The sequence below is a fragment of the Streptomyces sp. NPDC059828 genome (genome assembly GCF_042731955.1).
Classification (GTDB): Bacteria; Actinomycetota; Actinomycetes; order Streptomycetales; family Streptomycetaceae; genus Streptomyces.
Genome location: NZ_JBHWIW010000001.1, coordinates 219,243 through 234,297, shown reverse-complemented (window position 1 = coordinate 234,297; position 15,055 = coordinate 219,243). Strand labels below are relative to the sequence as shown.

The 15,055-nt window shown below is 68.5% G+C and carries 19 protein-coding genes; 16 read left to right on the top strand and 3 right to left on the bottom strand.

Going from position 1 to position 15,055, the window contains the following annotated elements:
- The first annotated feature begins 257 nt into the window (after nucleotides 1–257).
- The 3 genes from ACFV6V_RS00900 to ACFV6V_RS00890 all read left to right on the top strand — a co-directional run bounded on the left by ACFV6V_RS00900 (nucleotide 258) and on the right by ACFV6V_RS00890 (nucleotide 5,134).
- The gene (locus ACFV6V_RS00900) at nucleotides 258–3,635 is read left to right on the top strand and encodes a pyruvate carboxylase (protein WP_385557076.1); all 3,378 of its coding nucleotides are present in this window, start codon (nucleotides 258–260) and stop codon (nucleotides 3,633–3,635) included.
- 145 nt (nucleotides 3,636–3,780) lie between these two features.
- Complete coding sequence (locus tag ACFV6V_RS00895; RefSeq protein ID WP_385557073.1) at nucleotides 3,781–4,788, top strand: NADP-dependent oxidoreductase; 1,008 nt, start codon at nucleotides 3,781–3,783, stop codon at nucleotides 4,786–4,788.
- A gap of 94 nt (nucleotides 4,789–4,882) precedes the next feature.
- Nucleotides 4,883–5,134, top strand: coding sequence for a hypothetical protein (locus ACFV6V_RS00890; RefSeq protein WP_385557070.1), 252 nt, complete (start codon nucleotides 4,883–4,885; stop codon nucleotides 5,132–5,134).
- A 24-nt stretch (nucleotides 5,135–5,158) separates the two neighbouring features.
- Here ACFV6V_RS00890 and ACFV6V_RS00885 read toward each other — a convergent pair whose 3' ends face one another.
- Nucleotides 5,159–5,572, bottom strand: coding sequence for a pyridoxamine 5'-phosphate oxidase family protein (locus tag ACFV6V_RS00885; protein ID WP_385557068.1), 414 nt, complete (start codon nucleotides 5,570–5,572; stop codon nucleotides 5,159–5,161).
- A gap of 86 nt (nucleotides 5,573–5,658) precedes the next feature.
- Here ACFV6V_RS00885 and ACFV6V_RS00880 point away from each other — a divergent pair, with 86 nt between their 5' ends.
- Nucleotides 5,659–6,150: a hypothetical protein gene (locus ACFV6V_RS00880; RefSeq protein ID WP_385557065.1), complete on the top strand. Its 492-nt coding sequence runs from the start codon at nucleotides 5,659–5,661 to the stop codon at nucleotides 6,148–6,150.
- Nucleotides 6,151–6,159: 9 nt separating this feature from the next.
- Here the strand turns inward: ACFV6V_RS00880 and ACFV6V_RS00875 are convergent, their stop codons facing one another.
- Nucleotides 6,160–7,110, bottom strand: coding sequence for an SRPBCC family protein (locus ACFV6V_RS00875; protein ID WP_385557062.1), 951 nt, complete (start codon nucleotides 7,108–7,110; stop codon nucleotides 6,160–6,162).
- 3 nt (nucleotides 7,111–7,113) lie between these two features.
- Nucleotides 7,114–8,022, bottom strand: a complete 909-nt coding sequence (locus ACFV6V_RS00870; RefSeq protein ID WP_385557060.1) for a histone H1-like repetitive region-containing protein — start codon at nucleotides 8,020–8,022, stop codon at nucleotides 7,114–7,116.
- A 260-nt stretch (nucleotides 8,023–8,282) separates the two neighbouring features.
- Between ACFV6V_RS00870 and ACFV6V_RS00865 the strand changes: the two genes are divergently transcribed.
- From ACFV6V_RS00865 to ACFV6V_RS00810, 12 genes are all read left to right on the top strand, one after another.
- Nucleotides 8,283–8,633 (top strand): gas vesicle protein, encoded by a 351-nt coding sequence (locus tag ACFV6V_RS00865; protein ID WP_361288205.1) that lies wholly within the window; start codon nucleotides 8,283–8,285, stop codon nucleotides 8,631–8,633.
- 29 nt (nucleotides 8,634–8,662) lie between these two features.
- Entirely contained in the window at nucleotides 8,663–9,190 is a 528-nt protein-coding gene (locus ACFV6V_RS00860; RefSeq protein WP_385557057.1) for a gas vesicle structural protein GvpA, read from the top strand.
- Nucleotides 9,191–9,199: 9 nt separating this feature from the next.
- Nucleotides 9,200–9,913 (top strand): GvpL/GvpF family gas vesicle protein, encoded by a 714-nt coding sequence (locus ACFV6V_RS00855; RefSeq protein WP_385557054.1) that lies wholly within the window; start codon nucleotides 9,200–9,202, stop codon nucleotides 9,911–9,913.
- A gap of 14 nt (nucleotides 9,914–9,927) precedes the next feature.
- The gene (locus tag ACFV6V_RS00850; RefSeq protein ID WP_385557051.1) at nucleotides 9,928–10,176 is read left to right on the top strand and encodes a gas vesicle protein GvpG; all 249 of its coding nucleotides are present in this window, start codon (nucleotides 9,928–9,930) and stop codon (nucleotides 10,174–10,176) included.
- Nucleotides 10,177–10,276: 100 nt separating this feature from the next.
- Nucleotides 10,277–10,711, top strand: a complete 435-nt coding sequence (locus ACFV6V_RS00845; RefSeq protein WP_385557048.1) for a gas vesicle protein — start codon at nucleotides 10,277–10,279, stop codon at nucleotides 10,709–10,711.
- Nucleotides 10,695–11,549 carry a GvpL/GvpF family gas vesicle protein gene (locus ACFV6V_RS00840; RefSeq protein ID WP_385557045.1) on the top strand — a complete coding sequence of 285 codons (855 nt, stop codon included), beginning with the start codon at nucleotides 10,695–10,697 and terminating at the stop codon, nucleotides 11,547–11,549. Before ACFV6V_RS00845 ends, ACFV6V_RS00840 begins: the two co-directional genes overlap by 17 nt.
- The gene (locus tag ACFV6V_RS00835; protein WP_385557043.1) at nucleotides 11,546–11,791 is read left to right on the top strand and encodes a gas vesicle protein; all 246 of its coding nucleotides are present in this window, start codon (nucleotides 11,546–11,548) and stop codon (nucleotides 11,789–11,791) included. Before ACFV6V_RS00840 ends, ACFV6V_RS00835 begins: the two co-directional genes overlap by 4 nt.
- Complete coding sequence (locus ACFV6V_RS00830; RefSeq protein ID WP_385557040.1) at nucleotides 11,781–12,197, top strand: gas vesicle protein K; 417 nt, start codon at nucleotides 11,781–11,783, stop codon at nucleotides 12,195–12,197. The genes ACFV6V_RS00835 and ACFV6V_RS00830 overlap by 11 nt, the downstream gene beginning before the upstream one ends.
- Before the next feature lie 78 nt (nucleotides 12,198–12,275).
- The gene (locus tag ACFV6V_RS00825) at nucleotides 12,276–12,686 is read left to right on the top strand and encodes a VOC family protein (protein WP_385557037.1); all 411 of its coding nucleotides are present in this window, start codon (nucleotides 12,276–12,278) and stop codon (nucleotides 12,684–12,686) included.
- Between the two features lie 108 nt (nucleotides 12,687–12,794).
- A complete protein-coding gene (locus tag ACFV6V_RS00820; RefSeq protein ID WP_385557034.1) occupies nucleotides 12,795–13,253 on the top strand; it encodes an SRPBCC family protein in 459 nt (152 codons plus the stop codon).
- 145 nt (nucleotides 13,254–13,398) lie between these two features.
- A complete protein-coding gene (locus ACFV6V_RS00815; RefSeq protein ID WP_361288235.1) occupies nucleotides 13,399–13,554 on the top strand; it encodes a DUF6131 family protein in 156 nt (51 codons plus the stop codon).
- 401 nt (nucleotides 13,555–13,955) lie between these two features.
- The gene (locus tag ACFV6V_RS00810) at nucleotides 13,956–14,888 is read left to right on the top strand and encodes a S1 family peptidase (protein WP_385557031.1); all 933 of its coding nucleotides are present in this window, start codon (nucleotides 13,956–13,958) and stop codon (nucleotides 14,886–14,888) included.
- The last annotated feature ends 167 nt before the right edge of the window (nucleotides 14,889–15,055 follow it).

Genomic DNA, 15,055 nt, shown 5'->3' with positions numbered 1-15,055 from the left:
GCCGCAGCGTACCGGGAGCGGCGGTTCGCCGATTCCGGTACGCCCGTACCTGACGGGACATCACGACGACGGAATCGGGGCAAAGCTGTAGGGAGCGGACGTAACACGCGTGACGTAGCTCCCCCCGGTAGGAGATCGACGCGGGCGCCGGTGATCGGTAGCGTCCACGGGAACAGCGAATGCCGATCCCGGCAGTCGGGTCGGCATCGTCACCTTCACCTTGAGGCCGCGCGCCCGCAACACGACAGGGGACTTCGATGTTCCGCAAGGTATTGGTCGCCAACCGGGGCGAGATCGCGATCCGCGCCTTCCGCGCGGCGTTCGAGCTCGGTATCTCCACGGTGGCCGTGTTCCCTTACGAGGACCGCAACTCGCTCCACCGGGCCAAGGCGGACGAGGCCTACCAGATCGGTGAAAAGGGTCACCCGGTCCGGGCCTATCTCTCGGTCGACGAAGTGATCAAAGCCGCGCGCAAGGCCGGTGCGGACGCCGTCTATCCCGGGTACGGCTTCCTGTCCGAGAATCCCGACCTCGCCGCCGCCTGCGCCGACGCGGGGATCACCTTCGTCGGGCCCCCGGCCTCCGTCCTGCACCTGACGGGCAACAAGGCCCGTGCCGTGGCCGCCGCCCGCGAGGCGGGGGTGCCGGTGCTGAAGTCCTCGGATCCGTCCACGGACGTGGACCAGCTGCTCGACGCAGCCCAGTCCATCGGGTTCCCGGTGTTCGTCAAGGCGGTCGCGGGCGGCGGCGGGCGGGGAATGCGGCATGTCTCCGCGCCCGAAGAGCTGCGGGAGTCGATCGACGCGGCGATGCGCGAGGCGGAGTCGGCCTTCGGGGACGCCACCGTCTTCCTGGAGCAGGCGGTCGTCAACCCCCGCCATATCGAGGTGCAGATCCTCGCCGACGCCCAGGGCAACGTCGTCCACCTGTACGAGCGGGACTGCTCGGTGCAGCGGCGCCACCAGAAGGTCGTGGAGATCGCGCCCGCGCCGAACCTCGACCCCGAGCTGCGTGACCGTATCTGCGCCGACGCCGTAGCGTTCGCACGGCACATCGGATACGTCAACGCGGGCACCGTCGAGTTCCTCGTGGACGAGCGCGGCAACCATGTGTTCATCGAGATGAACCCGCGTATCCAGGTGGAGCACACGGTCACCGAGCAGGTCACCGGGCGGGACCTGGTCATCGGGCAGCTGCGGATCGCGGCCGGCAAGACGCTGCCCGAGCTGCGGCTGACGCAGGAGGACATCGTGCTCAACGGCACGGCCCTCCAGTGCCGCATCACCACCGAGGACCCCGCCAACGGCTTCCGCCCCGACACCGGCACCATCTCCGCGTACCGCTCCCCGGGCGGCCCCGGAGTGCGGCTCGACGGTGGCACCGTCCACACCGGCGCCGAGGTGTCCGCGCATTTCGACTCGATGCTGGTCAAACTGACCTGTCACGGTCATGACTTCACCAACGCCGCCCGCCGCGCACGGCGGGCGATCGCCGAGTTCCGCATTCGCGGAGTCGCCACCAACCTGCCGTTCCTCGGCGCCGTGCTCGACCACCCCGTCTTCCGTGAGGGCCGTGTCACGACGAGCTTCATCGCCGACCACCCGGAGCTGCTGAAGGCGCGCCCGTCGGCCGACCGCGGCAGCCGGATGCTCAGCTATCTCGCGGAGACCACCGTCAACCGGCCCCACGGCCCGCGTCCCCAGGTCATCGACCCGGCCCTCAAACTCCCTCCGGTCGCCCTGGGCAGCGAGCCTCCCGCGGGCTCCCGGCAGCGTCTCGCGGCCCTCGGTCCCGAGGCGTTCGCGGCGGAGCTGCGCGCACAACGGGCCGTCGCGGTGACCGACACGACCTTCCGCGACGCCCACCAGTCGCTGCTGGCCACCCGGGTGCGGACGCGCGATCTGGTGGCCGTCGCCCCCTATGTCGCCCGTACGGCCCCGGAGCTGCTGAGCCTGGAGTGCTGGGGCGGCGCCACGTACGACGTGGCCCTGCGCTTCCTCGCCGAGGACCCGTGGGAGCGGCTCGCGGCGCTTCGGGAAGCGGCGCCCAACATCTGTACGCAGATGCTGCTGCGCGGGCGCAACACCGTCGGCTACACGCCGTACCCCGTCGAGGTGACCGATGCCTTCGTCGCCGAGGCGGCGGCGACCGGTATGGACATCTTCAGGATCTTCGACGCGCTCAACGACGTCGCGCAGATGCGTCCCGCGATCGATGCCGTACGGTCCACCGGCACCGCGCTGGCCGAGGTGGCGTTGTGTTACACCGGTGACCTGTCCGACCCGGCCGAACAGCTCTACACCCTCGACTACTACCTGCGCCTCGCCGAAGAGATCGTCGACGCCGGGGCACACGTACTGGCCATCAAGGACATGGCCGGACTGCTCCGCCCGCCCGCCGCCCGCACCCTGGTGACCGCACTGCGTGAGCGTTTCGACCTGCCGGTGCACCTGCACACCCACGACACGGCCGGCGGCCAGCTCGCCACGCTGATCGCCGCGATCGACGCCGGTGTCGACGCCGTCGACGCAGCCGTGGCCTCGATGGCGGGCACCACCAGCCAGCCGTCCCTGTCGGCGCTCGTCGCGGCCACCGACCACACCGAGCGCGCCACCGGGCTCTCGCTCGACGCGGTCGGCGCGCTGGAGCCGTACTGGGAGGCGATGCGCAAGGTCTACGCCCCCTTCGAATCCGGGCTGGCCTCGCCGACCGGCCGGGTCTACCACCACGAGATCCCCGGTGGACAGTTGTCGAACCTGCGCCAGCAGGCGATCGCGCTGGGCCTCGGCGACCGGTTCGAGCTGATCGAGGACTGCTACGCGGCCGCCGACCGGATGCTGGGCCGGCTGGTCAAGGTGACCCCCTCGTCGAAGGTGGTGGGCGACCTGGCCCTGCACCTGGTGGGAGCGGGAGTCGACGCGGCCGACTTCGAGTCCGACCCCGGCAAGTTCGACGTACCGGATTCGGTGATCGGGTTCCTGCGCGGTGAGCTGGGCGACCCGCCCGGCGGCTGGCCCGAGCCGTTCCGTACCCGGGCGCTGAAGGGCCGCCCCGGGGAGGCCACGGCCCCCACGCTGTCCGACGAGGACCGCCAGGGGCTGGACCAGGAGCGCCGGGCGACGCTGAACCGGCTGCTGTTCCCCGGTCCCACCAAGGAGTTCGAGGCCCACCGCGAGGCGTACGGCGACACCTCCGTGCTGCCCACGCAGGACTTCTTCTACGGACTGGAACCGGACGTCGAGCACACGGTCACCCTGGGCGCCGGTGTCACCCTGCTGATCCAGCTGGAGGCGATCTCCGAGGCCGACGAACGCGGCATCCGCACGGTACTGGCCACGCTCAACGGCCAGCTGCGTCCGGTGTCGGTACGGGACGAGTCCGTCGCCACCGAGGTCAAGGCGGCGGAGAAGGCCGAGCGCGGCAACGACCGGCATGTCCCCGCACCGTTCGCGGGTGTCGTGACGCTCCAGGTCGAGGAGGGTGCGACGGTCTCGGCCGGGCAGACGGTGGCCACGATCGAGGCGATGAAGATGGAGGCGTCCATCACCGCCCAGTGTGCCGGCATGGTCACGCGCCTGGCCATCGGAAGGATCCAGCAGGTCGAAGCGGGCGATCTGCTCATCGAGATCGGCTGAGGCCCGGCCCCCTGCCCCACGAGAGCTCGCCGCCCTCGTGGGGCACGGGTGGCGCATGTCATAGGAAGAGAGGGCGCCTGTCGGGCTCGCGTTCATACCTACTGGTCGGTATGGTCTGAGTCGTCAGTGAGCGACAGGAGGCCCGATGACTGCGACCAACCGCCAGATCCGCCTGGCAGCGCGCCCCTCCGGCATGGTGCGCGCCGAGGACTGGGAACACCACACGGCACCCGTGGAGGAGCCGGGACCCGGTCAGTTCGCCGGCCGTACACGGGTCGTCTCGCTGGACCCGGCCATGCGCGGCTGGCTCGACGACCGCCCCTCGTATCTGCCGCCCGTGGGAATCGGCGAGGTGATGCGCGCCGGATCGGTCATCGAGGTCACCGCCTCCAACCACCCCGGGTTCCAGCCCGGTGACCAGGTCCTCGGCACCTTCGGCGTCCAGGAGTACGCCGTCTCCGACGGCAAGGGCGCGATGAAGATCGACACCTCACTCGCCCCACCGTCCACCTACCTCGGCGCCCTCGGCATGCCGGGCATGACCGCCTACTTCGGCCTGCTGGACGTCGGCGCCCTGAAGGACGGCGAGACGGTGGTGGTGTCGGGGGCTGCGGGCGCCGTCGGCTCCATCGTGGGACAGATCGCCAAGATCAAGGGCTGCCGGGTGGTCGGTATCGCGGGCGGCCCCGAGAAGTGCGCACTCCTCACCGACGAACTGGGCTTCGACGCCGCCATCGACTACCGCGAGGGTGACATCAAGCAGCGCCTGCGCGAGCTGACCCCGGACGGCATCGACGTCTACTTCGACAACGTCGGCGGCGACATCCTGGATGCCGCGCTCACGCGCCTCGCGATGCACGCACGCGTGGTGATCTGCGGCGCGATCAGCCAGTACAACAACACGACACCGGTCAGCGGCCCCTCCAACTACCTGTCCCTGCTGGTGCGCCGCGCCCGCATGGAGGGCTTCGTGGTCTTCGACTACGCCAAGCGCTATGCCGAGGCCGCGCAGGAGATCGCCGGCTGGATCGGCGATGGCCGGATCAAGGTCAAGGAACACGTGGTCAAGGGCAACGTGAACGACTTCCCCGAGGCGTTCCAGATGCTCTTCCGCGGAGACAACGTGGGGAAACTGGTCCTCGAACTCGGCTGACGCCTGAGCGCGCGGACATCTGAGTACCCGAGGGCGCCGGCACTGAGTACGTCACCCGATCCGTGCCGCCGGGCGCGGGGCTGGAATGGGAGTCATGAATCCCGAGGCCCCGCGCACTCTCCGCGTCCAGCACGTCACCATCACGGGCATGGCCCTCGCCACGGCGCTGCTCCCCCTGGTGGTGGGCGTGCTGGTGGCGAAGTCCATGGGCACCGACCCCATGTCGTCGGTGAATGCGCTCATCACCACCGGTGGCCAGCGTGCCCGTATGTGTCCGTCGCAGCTGCGCAGTTGCGGTCGCAGCGCACTGGGGCGCTGGAAGCCGCGAGCCGGGAACAGAGCGTGAACGTTTCCCCGGCGGCCGGACGGCTCACCAGCCGGCAGGCTTCGCGGTACCCATGGCGCGAGTGACAGTGATCTCGATGACCACACGCTCCGGATTGGGCCTGGGCGGCTTGTACCGCTCGGCATAGCGCCGTTCGGCATCCGCCACGGACTCAGGATCTTCCCTGACGACGGCGGTGCCTTCGAGCGTGCACCACAGCCGCCCTTCCGCCTGACTGACGGCCACCGGGGTGCCGGGCCCCGCGGCACGCAGATTGCGGACCTTCTTGCTGCCCGCGCTGGTGATGACCCGTGCGATCCGGGTGCGCGGGTCGTAGGTGACCCCCACGGGCACGAGGTGCGGGGTGCCATCCGGGCGGGGTGTGGTCAGGTAGCAGATCCGGCGTTCCTGCCAGAAGCGTTCTCCCACGGTGGCCGGGGCCACTTCTTCGGGCGTCATGGTGTGCGTTTCCTCCCGTGGGGCGGATCCGGTCCGCGGGGGCGCCGCGAGTCGCGAACCGGGGGCCACTGTCGTAGACAGGAAGCATGAACGCAGATCCCCGGCATGACGATGCTCTCACCATCTACCTCAACGATCATCTGGCGGGTGCGACAACAGGGGTCGAGCTGTCCCGGCGGATCGCGCGGGCCCACCGCTCGTCGCCGCGTGCCGCCGACATGGAGCGAATCGCCGACGACATCGCCGAGGACCGCGCATCACTCGTGGCACTGATGCGGTCACTCGGGATCGGGCCGCGCCGCTACAAGGTGTGCGCGGGGTGGGCCGTCGAGAAGATCGCACGGCTCAAGCCCAACGGCCGCCTCCACCGCCGCGCCGGGCTCAGCTCGCTCGTCGAACTGGAGACCCTGCGCATCGGCATCCAGGGCAAGTACGAGCTGTGGCAGTCCCTGGCCGCGGTGGCGGAAGAACGACCCCGCATCGACTACGGCCGGATCATCGAACTCAAGGACCGGGCGAGGCGACAGATGGAGATCGTGGACGAACTCCACGCCGAGTCAGCGGGTGTGTTGAGCTGAGGCGACGCCTCACTCCTCATCCTCGTCGTAGCCGTCCTCGCTCTCCTCCTCGTACGCGTCCTCCTCCTCGTCCCCGCCGTTTTCCTCGTCCTCGTAGTCGTCGTACTCCTCGTCGTCTGCGCCTTCCGCGTCCTGCGCCTCGTCCTCCTCCTCCAGCGCCTCCTCGTGGCTGCGCACCACCTCGCCGTCCCGGATCTCGCCGCGCCATCCTTCCGCTTCCTCATCGGTCAGGCTGACGTAGCGCTGGAAGTTCTTGAAGTCCAGTCGCATACGCCGGCCCTGGGCACGCCAGAGATTGCCGGTCTTCTCGAAGAAGCCCGACGGGTAGTACTCGACGACCAGCACGATGCGGGTGAGATCCGGAGTGACCTCGTGGAAACTGACGCAACCGCGTGTGCTCCCCTTGGCGCCCTCGGAGGTCCAGACGATCCGCTCATCCGGGATCTGCTCCTGAACGGTGGCCTTCCAGCCCCGGGTTGACGGTCCCACCTTCACTTTCCAGTCACTGGTCGTGTCGTCCGACTGCGACACACTTCGCACACCCTTGGTGAAACTGCTGAACTCCTCGTACTGGGTCCAGTGGTCGTAGGTCGTACGTCTCGGCAGGCCGACGTCGAGCACCTCGATGATGTTGGTCACCTTGGTGGAGCCGGACTTGCCGCCCCGCCCGCCGCCGAACAGGTCCTTGGCCTTGCCCAGTACGTTGTCCTTGAGCCCCTTCGCCTTCTCGCCGACGAAGGCCTTCAATGGGGAGTCGCCCTGAAGTATGCGAAGGCCGACGGGAAGCGGTCCTCCGCTCTCGGCGGAGTCGAGGAGCTGGTCGGTGACGTCCGCCAGCTTGTCACCCGCCTTGTCCGCCAGATTCTCCACCTGGGCACCCAGGTAGTCGATGAGCTCATCGCGCAACTGGTCGAGCCCCGAGGCCTCGCCGCGGTCGGAGCCACGAACTTTCCCGGCCATGACCTACCTCCGCCGCCGTGCCGTGGTCTTCTTCGCGGCCGTCTTCTTCGCCGCCGTCTTCTTCGCACTCGACTTCCTGGCGGGGGCCGCCTTCTTGGCCGGGGCGGTCCTCTTGGCGGGCGCCTTCTTCGCGGCCGACCTGCCCGCGGCCGCCTTCTTCGCGGGCGCCTTCTTCGCGGCCGGCCTGCCCGCGGCCGCCTTCTTGGCCGGGGCGGTCTTCTTGGTGGGCGCCTTCTTCGCGCTCGGTCTGCTCGCGGCCGCCTTCTTCGCGGCCGACCTGCCCGCGGCCGCCTTCTTCGCCGGGGCGGTCCTCTTGGCGGGCGCCTTCTTGGCGGGAGCCCTCTTGGCGGGGGCGGCCTTCCTGGCCGGAGCCTTCCGGGAAGCAGGACGCTCCCGGCGGCGTCGTGACGGCGGCTCCTCGGCTGCCTCGTCCTCTTCGCCCTCCTCCTCCTCGTCCCCCTCCTCCTCGTCCCCCTCCTCCTCGTCCCCCTCCTCTTCCAACTCGCTTTCCGGCTCCACCCCTTCCTCTTGCTCGTCTTCTTCGTATTCCTCCTCCGGCTCTTCCTCCTCGTATTCCTCTTCGTCTTCGTCCTCGGGCTCTTCGCCGATGCGGAGTGTGCGTTCGTGCAGGGACTGCGCCAGATCGCCGAGTCGGCGGTCGGCCGTGGCAGTGAGAGCCTTGCGGCCGGCGTCGAGCAATTCGCCCCGTATCTGCTCATTCAGCTCTGCGACCTGGGGTATTTCCCCGAGCCTCTTGAGACCTTCCGTGGCCAGCTGCTGCGGATCGAGCCCGAAGCGACGGCCCGCCAGATAGGTCGCCATGGCAAAGGCAAGCCGCCCCTTCTTGGCCCGCCCAAGCAGGTAGCCACCCGCGACGGCCGCCGCAAGGGCGATCTTGGTCGTGTCATTCATGAACGATCCCTTCGGAAGGGCAGGACCGCCGATCCGAATAAACAAGGGCCCTTGCCCGGCAGGCGATTGAGAGAAGACAGCCCGTGATGGGCGCGCATCGCCGGCGCCTGGCGCGGCGGTCCGTGCTCCGACCGCACGCGCCTGCTCATCCGGGCCGGACATGGGGAAACTGCCCAGATCGATATAGGGATATGTCCCTATATGATGAGATTGTATGTTGGAGAGGAACGTGGCGCCCGCTTCCGACCACCGGAGAGATCATGGCCGCAGCAGAACCAGCCCGGCGCCGGACCGGCGGCAGCCGCAGCAGGGGCGGCGAGCACTCGGGGCAGTCCCGGGAGCGATCCGGCAGGGAGAAGGCGGCTTGGGCGATGCGTTCCGCAGCCGAGCAGCTGACGGAATTGCTCGGGCGCTCCCCGGAGTCGGTCTCGGCGCTCAAACCGACGGACGACGGCTGGGAGGCCGATGTGGAGGTGCTGGAGCTGGAGCGCATTCCCGAAACCACCAGCGTGATGGCCAGCTACCGGGTGACGCTCGACAAGGAGGGCGATCTGGTGGCGTACGAGAGGACGCGGCGTTACACCCGCGGGCAGATCGACCGGCGCGGCTGACAGCGGCCCGACCGGTGAAGGGAGGCGCCATGACTGTGGTGCCGCAAGGCGGTGGGAGTGTCTCCAGGGGCGGTGGCTCAAGCAGCCTGTACGACGTCCTGGAGCTCATCCTCGATCGCGGACTCGTCATCGACGTCTTCGTCCGTGTGTCCTTGGTGGGGATCGAGATACTGAAGATCGACGCACGCATCGTCGTGGCCAGCGTCGACACCTACCTGCGCTTCGCCGAAGCGTGCAACCGGCTTGATCTGGAGTCGGGCAGCAGGCAGCCGGCGCAGCTGACGGACATCGTCGGAGACACGGTCGAGAGCGGAGCCAAGGGCAAGTCCAAGGGCGCTCTCTCCGGTGCGGCCGAGGCGGTCACGGACACCCTCAAGGGCATCACCGGCCGTGACGACGAGGATGAGGGCGACCGCGATGCTGAGGATGACGAGGCAGAGGACGAAGAAGGGGTGGACGAAGGAGACGAGGAGAGGGAAGAAGAACCCGTGAGGCGGCGCAGGGCGACCCGGCGGACCTCGTCCCGGCGTGTGCGGGACTCGACCCGCGAGAGGTAAGTGGCAGGCATGGCCGTATACATCTACTCCATCGTCGGCAAGCAGCATCCCCTGCGGCTCGATGGGCTCAGCGGGGTCGGCGAGGGCGGTGCGCAGCTACGTACAGTGAGCGCCGGGCAGCTGACCGCAGTGGTGAGTGACGCCCCGGAGGATCTGCGCGCCAAGCGCCGAGATCTCGGAGCGCACCAAGAGGTACAGCAGCGCCTCCTGTCGGACGGCACCGTGCTGCCGCTGAGGTTCGGTCTGCTGGCGGCCGACGACGAAGCCGTACGACTCGTGCTGGAAGAGAGCGCCGATGCGTACGTGGACCGGCTCGGCGCGCTGGACGGCTGCGTCGAGTACCACCTGAAGGCAGCGCAGAACGAGGAGGCCCTGCTCCGGCAGATCCTCGAGGAGAACGAAGACGCCCGGCGACTGAACGATGAGATCCGGAGCGGTCGGGCGGCCCCCGACGCCTCCGTGGCACTCGGCGAGCTGGTCGCCCATGAGGTACAGGCGCGGCAGGAGGCCCTGGCCACGGGTGTGGTCGAAGCGCTCCGTCCCTTCGCCCGGCTCCACGAGTCGTCCCAGCCGACCGGCAACGACTTCCTGAGTGTCTCGTTCCTGGTGCACCACGACCAGGACGAGTCCTTCCTCACCACGGAGTTGAGCGTCGCGGGTCAGATGGGCGACGACTTCGACTTCCGGCTCAGCGACGCCCTGCCCCCGTACAGCTTCGTCTGAAAGGACCGAATTCCATGGGTCTGCTCACACAGCTCGTCACCCTTCCCCTGGCACCCGTGCGGGGCGTCGCCTGGGTGATGGACCGGGTCATCGAGGCGGCGGAGGACGAGTACTACGACCCGGCTCCCGTGCATCGCGCACTCGCCGAACTCGAAAGGCAGCTCCTCGCGGGGGACATAGACGAGGAGACCTTTGACCGGCGCGAGGACGAACTACTCGACCGGCTGGAGGAGATTCAGGCATACCAGCGCGGTGAACTGTGATGATCACGCACCCGACGCACCCGACGCACCCGACGCACCCGACGCACCCGACGCACCCCGAGCCTCGCGTGCCCCGGCGAGGGAACGCGAGGACATCATCGTGAGTGAACCGCTCGCCAACCGACTCGGCTCCTATCCGTCGAGGGCGGCGCCGCCCTACGGGCAGGGCTCGTCCGCCAACCTCGCCGACATCCTCGAGCGGGTGCTCGACAAGGGCATCGTCATCGCCGGTGACATCCAGATCAACCTGCTCGACATCGAACTGCTCACGATCAAACTGCGTCTGATCGTCGCCTCCGTCGACAAGGCGAAGGAAATGGGCATCGACTGGTGGGAGCACGACCCTTCCCTCTCGTCCCGTAGCAGGGGTGAGAGGTCACTGGCCGAGGAGAACCGGCGGCTGCGGGCCGAGATCGAGGCCATGCGGCAGGGCGGCGAGCCTCTCGAGGAATCTCCCGAGGAGCTGGAAGAGCCTCGGGCGGAACCCAGGACGGGCCACCGTCGAAGGAGCACGCGCGATGACCGACCGGAGTGACCGGGTGTCCGGCGGTGCGGAGCTCGCGGATGTCACGTATGTGTACGCCGTGGCTCACCAGGCCGCCGGACTGGAGGAGGCTGTGGCCGCGCTCCGAGGGGTGGCGGACGCCCCCGTGCGTCTCGTCACCGGCCCCCGGGGGGATGAACTGGTGCTCGTGGCCAGCCTGGTGCCCGCCCGGGACTTCCAGGAGGACGCGCTCAAACGGCACCTGGAGGATCTGGAGTGGCTGGAGGGGGTGGCACGCGCCCATCACGGCGTCATCGAGGCGCTGGCCGGACGTACCACTGTGCTGCCCCTGCGTCTTGCGACGGTCTATCTCGACGACACCCGCGCGCGGGGGGTCCTCGATGACGGCTGGGACGCCTTCGCTGAGCGCGTGCACCGGCTCGCGGGGCATGTCGAATGGGGGGTCAAGATCTACGCCGACCCTTCGGCGGCTACCGCCGCGGCGACAGGCCCGGCGCCGTCACCCGGCCTCTCACCGGGACGTGCCTACCTCCGCGACCGCAGGGAGCAGCGCAGTGCCCGGGACAGCGTCTATACGGCTGCCCAACGAGCCGCCGAGCGGGTCGAGGCAGCGGGACGCAGCCACGCCGCAGGCCGCGCCCGGCACCGTGTCCAGCAGGGCGTGCTGGCAGAGGCGAGGGGGGAGAACCTCGTCAACGACGCGTATCTCGTCGCCCTGGACCGTGCCGACGAGTTCCGTGGCGAGGTGGCCCATGCCGCCGACGGTCTCGACGGCGTCCGGGTCGAGATCACCGGCCCCTGGGCGCCGTACTCCTTCGCCACATCCCCCGAACCCCCGGGCGAATCGGCCGAAGGCGTCCACCCATGACCGAGCCCGAGCCCGTACCGTACTCGGCTGTCGAGCCCTTGCCGGAGCGGCAGGTCGCGCTGATCGATCTGCTGGACCGGCTGCTCAGCGGTGGTGTCGTGCTCACCGGTGATGTGGTGCTGTCCATCGCCGACATCGATCTGGTGCGGATATCGCTGCGGGCGCTGATCGTCTCGATCAGTGCCGAGAACCCGTCGCCCTGGGCGACGGCTGCCGAGCCACGAGGCGGTCATGAGACCTGACGACGACGCCGCCGGCGACGACGGGTCGGCGCGGCGCCTCGACGAGGTCGCGGACGCCGCGGCCCGTGCCTTCCGGTTGCTTCCTGCCGTGCCCCGGGACCTCGGGCCCCGTGACTCCCGCCAACCGGCCGCCCGCCGGATCAGCGCGGATCCGGACACCGTGGAACGGGATCTGATCAGACTCGTCCTCACCCTGGTGGAACTGCTACGACAACTCATGGAGCGCCAGGCCCTCCATCGCGTCGACCAGGGAGACCTGACCGAGGAGCAGGAAGAGCGCCTGGGCGAGACGCTCATGATCCTGCATGACCGGATGAGCGAGCTGTGCGCCCAGTACGGGCTGACCATGGAGGACCTCAATCTGGATCTGGGCCCCTTGGGCACCCTGCTTCCCCCGTCCGACTGAGACGCGCTTCCCCGGGTACGCGTCCGGCAGGCGGGGGAAGGGCGAACGGCGACGTTCGAGACCAGGAGGGGACATCCCATGGCCGATTCCAGGACAGCGGTTCTCGCACTCGACTGCGCCGAGCCGACGGAACTCGCCCAGTTCTACGCGGAGTTACTGGGGGGACGGGTGCGGCCCACCGACGACCCCGATCGGATCGAGGTGGTCGGGCAGGACGGCTCGCTGATGGCATTCCAGCGGGACCACGGCTTCGCACCGCCCAGCTGGCCGCGCCCCGAGGACTCGCAGCAGGCGCATCTGCTGGTGTACGTCGATCCCGGCGAGGTGGACGCGGCCGAGCGTGAAGCGGTCAGCCTCGGTGCCACGCCGGTGGACGCGAGCAATATCGGAGGGCCGCGGGAATCTCGGCTGCTGGCGGATCCTGCCGGGCATTCCTTCCTGCTGCTGGCGAGGAAGCCCGAGCCAGCGGCGGAGGGACCGTTCGGGTGAAGATCCATGGACGGCGATAATCCGGCGAGACCGGGGTAGCCGCCGAAACGGGTCCGGAACACGGCAGAGCCGCTGCCGAGGGGAAGGGCGCCGAAAGGAGGCACGGAGATGAGTCTGGTCAAGGAATCCATCGAGGTCGGTGTTCCCGTCAGCACTGCCTACAACCAGTGGACGCAGTTCGAGGAGTTTCCGAACTTCATGGAAGGCGTCGAGGAAGTGCGACAGGTGGATGATCGCCACAACCACTGGACCACCAGGATCGCCGGGGTCCGCAGGGAGTTCGACACCGAAATCGTCGACCAGCTTCCGGACGAGCGCATTGCCTGGCGCACGATCGGGGGAGAGACCCAGCAGATGGGCATGGTGCACTTCCAGCCCCTCGACGCGACGCGCACGCGTGTCGAGCTCATCATGGATGTCGAACCGGTGGGCGCGGCCGAGAAGACCGCGGCCATCGCCGGAATGATCGACCGGCGTGTCAAGGGCGATATGCGTCGCTTCAAGGAGTACATCGAGCAGCGCGGCGGTGAAACCGGTGCCTGGCGGGGTCGGGTGAGCCCGGGCTGAGACCGTTGCCGGACCCGGTACGGCCTCGTGGGACACAGTCGGTTCCTGTCCGGATACGGTCGGCAGCGCCCTGGCTCGATCCGTTTGCCACGGTCAGGAGCGGGCAGTCGCGGTAGTAGGAGCACTCCAGGATCGGAGGAAGTAAATGATCATCCTCGGACTCATATTGCTCATCATCGGACTAGTGGCTGGCATCGGCATCCTCTGGACCATCGGCATCATTCTGGTCGCCATCGGACTGGTGCTCTGGGTGCTCGGGGCGGTGGGCCACGCGGTGGGTGGGCGTCGACACTACTACTGACTGCCCATCGGCCACCGAGTGCCCGCGCCGGCGGCACCCATGGGCCTGAGCCGGACATGGCGAGCACCTGGGGTGCTCTGCTCCAGCCGTACACGCAGCCGCCTCCCCCTCGGGGAGGCGGCTGCATGTCCATGGGAGAAAAAGTTCCGAATCCCAGTGAACCTCTCTCGCTGATTCAGCGTCTGACGGAGTTCGGATAGTCAAATCCCCTCATTCCTTCAATCCTGCGCGGCCTATTTTCGCGGGAACTCTTTGACGCGATCGGGTGAACTCCATTAGCGTTTCTCAACGTTGTTCCCGGGCAGGGAAGTTGAGCTCAGTACGGGTGTGTCTCGTCACCCGCGTACTGAGCATTTTCATGCCCCGGGAGTTCATTCACGTTGAAGTGGAGACAACCCCCCATGCGTCTTTCCCCATCCCGTCAGGGCGCCATGCGCCTGGCGGCGGCCTCCATGGCCACAAGCGCGGCGGTCGTCCTGATCGCGGCCGTCGCCCCGGCGGCCCAGGCCGGCCAGCAGCAGCCTGCCTCCGGCGAGCCGAAGCCGGGCGCTCGCATCATCGGTGGCACCGAAGTGTCCAACGACGCGTACCCCTTCATGGCGGCGCTGCTCACCAAGGGTTCGGGGAGCGCGCTGAAGCGCCAGTTCTGCGGTGGCAGTCTGATCAGCCCGGACGTGATCATGACCGCGGCCCACTGCGTCACCGGGATGGAGGCGAAGGACCTCCAGGTGGTGGTCGGCCGTACCACCCTGTCCAACTCCAAGCAGGGCCAGGTCAGAAACGCCCGGCCGTCGACGGGTGAGGGCGACCCCGGAGGCATCGTCGTGCATCCGCGCTACCTCAAGGGCAAGGAGGCCTATGACATTGCCTTCGTCCAACTCGACAAGCCGGTCAAGGGCGTTGTCCCCATCAAGCTGCCGACCCTCGGCACCGACGCGCTGATACGTCCCGGCGCCAAGGCCGTTGTGACCGGCTGGGGCAACACCGACACCGACATGACCCACTACCCCGACCGGCTCCGCGAGGTGAAGGTCCCGCTGCTCTCGCATGACGAGTGCAAGGTCAGCTACCGCGAATACGACAGGAAGGTCAACGTCTGCGGAGGTGTCGAGGGCAAGGACTCCTGCCAGGGCGACAGCGGCGGTCCGCTGTTCCGCAAGGTCCCGGGCCGTCAGCAGCCCATCCAGATCGGCGTCGTCTCGTACGGTGAGGGCTGCGCCGCCCAGGGTGCCCCCGGCGTCTACACCTCCGTCAGCTCGTCGAAGCTGTGGGACACGCTGTCCGAGTCCCCGGAGGGCAAGAGCCTGAAGGAGAAGCTGCACCGGGCTGCCTGACCAACCACAGGCCCCTCGGCGCATCCGGCCCTTCGTGCCTGGTGTGGCGCGGAAGCCCCCCCGGCGCCGCCGCCCCCCCGGGCCCCCCCGATACCAGAACGCCCGGGGTTTGTTTGGGCGTTTTAAAAACCCCCCGTCACATCCCTTCTTATATCGAAGCGGGGCGC

What these genes read in the sequence shown, in the direction of transcription:
- ACFV6V_RS00900 (WP_385557076.1), top strand. Translation starts at nt 258, where the DNA reads ATGTTCCGCAAGGTATTGGTCGCCAACCGGGGCGAGATCGCGATCCGC.
- ACFV6V_RS00895 (WP_385557073.1), top strand. Translation starts at nt 3,781, where the DNA reads ATGACTGCGACCAACCGCCAGATCCGCCTGGCAGCGCGCCCCTCCGGC.
- ACFV6V_RS00890 (WP_385557070.1), top strand. Translation starts at nt 4,883, where the DNA reads ATGAATCCCGAGGCCCCGCGCACTCTCCGCGTCCAGCACGTCACCATC.
- ACFV6V_RS00885 (WP_385557068.1), bottom strand. Translation starts at nt 5,572, where the DNA reads ATGACGCCCGAAGAAGTGGCCCCGGCCACCGTGGGAGAACGCTTCTGG.
- ACFV6V_RS00880 (WP_385557065.1), top strand. Translation starts at nt 5,659, where the DNA reads ATGAACGCAGATCCCCGGCATGACGATGCTCTCACCATCTACCTCAAC.
- ACFV6V_RS00875 (WP_385557062.1), bottom strand. Translation starts at nt 7,110, where the DNA reads ATGGCCGGGAAAGTTCGTGGCTCCGACCGCGGCGAGGCCTCGGGGCTC.
- ACFV6V_RS00870 (WP_385557060.1), bottom strand. Translation starts at nt 8,022, where the DNA reads ATGAATGACACGACCAAGATCGCCCTTGCGGCGGCCGTCGCGGGTGGC.
- ACFV6V_RS00865 (WP_361288205.1), top strand. Translation starts at nt 8,283, where the DNA reads ATGGCCGCAGCAGAACCAGCCCGGCGCCGGACCGGCGGCAGCCGCAGC.
- ACFV6V_RS00860 (WP_385557057.1), top strand. Translation starts at nt 8,663, where the DNA reads ATGACTGTGGTGCCGCAAGGCGGTGGGAGTGTCTCCAGGGGCGGTGGC.
- ACFV6V_RS00855 (WP_385557054.1), top strand. Translation starts at nt 9,200, where the DNA reads ATGGCCGTATACATCTACTCCATCGTCGGCAAGCAGCATCCCCTGCGG.
- ACFV6V_RS00850 (WP_385557051.1), top strand. Translation starts at nt 9,928, where the DNA reads ATGGGTCTGCTCACACAGCTCGTCACCCTTCCCCTGGCACCCGTGCGG.
- ACFV6V_RS00840 (WP_385557045.1), top strand. Translation starts at nt 10,695, where the DNA reads ATGACCGACCGGAGTGACCGGGTGTCCGGCGGTGCGGAGCTCGCGGAT.
- ACFV6V_RS00835 (WP_385557043.1), top strand. Translation starts at nt 11,546, where the DNA reads ATGACCGAGCCCGAGCCCGTACCGTACTCGGCTGTCGAGCCCTTGCCG.
- ACFV6V_RS00830 (WP_385557040.1), top strand. Translation starts at nt 11,781, where the DNA reads ATGAGACCTGACGACGACGCCGCCGGCGACGACGGGTCGGCGCGGCGC.
- ACFV6V_RS00825 (WP_385557037.1), top strand. Translation starts at nt 12,276, where the DNA reads ATGGCCGATTCCAGGACAGCGGTTCTCGCACTCGACTGCGCCGAGCCG.
- ACFV6V_RS00820 (WP_385557034.1), top strand. Translation starts at nt 12,795, where the DNA reads ATGAGTCTGGTCAAGGAATCCATCGAGGTCGGTGTTCCCGTCAGCACT.
- ACFV6V_RS00815 (WP_361288235.1), top strand. Translation starts at nt 13,399, where the DNA reads ATGATCATCCTCGGACTCATATTGCTCATCATCGGACTAGTGGCTGGC.
- ACFV6V_RS00810 (WP_385557031.1), top strand. Translation starts at nt 13,956, where the DNA reads ATGCGTCTTTCCCCATCCCGTCAGGGCGCCATGCGCCTGGCGGCGGCC.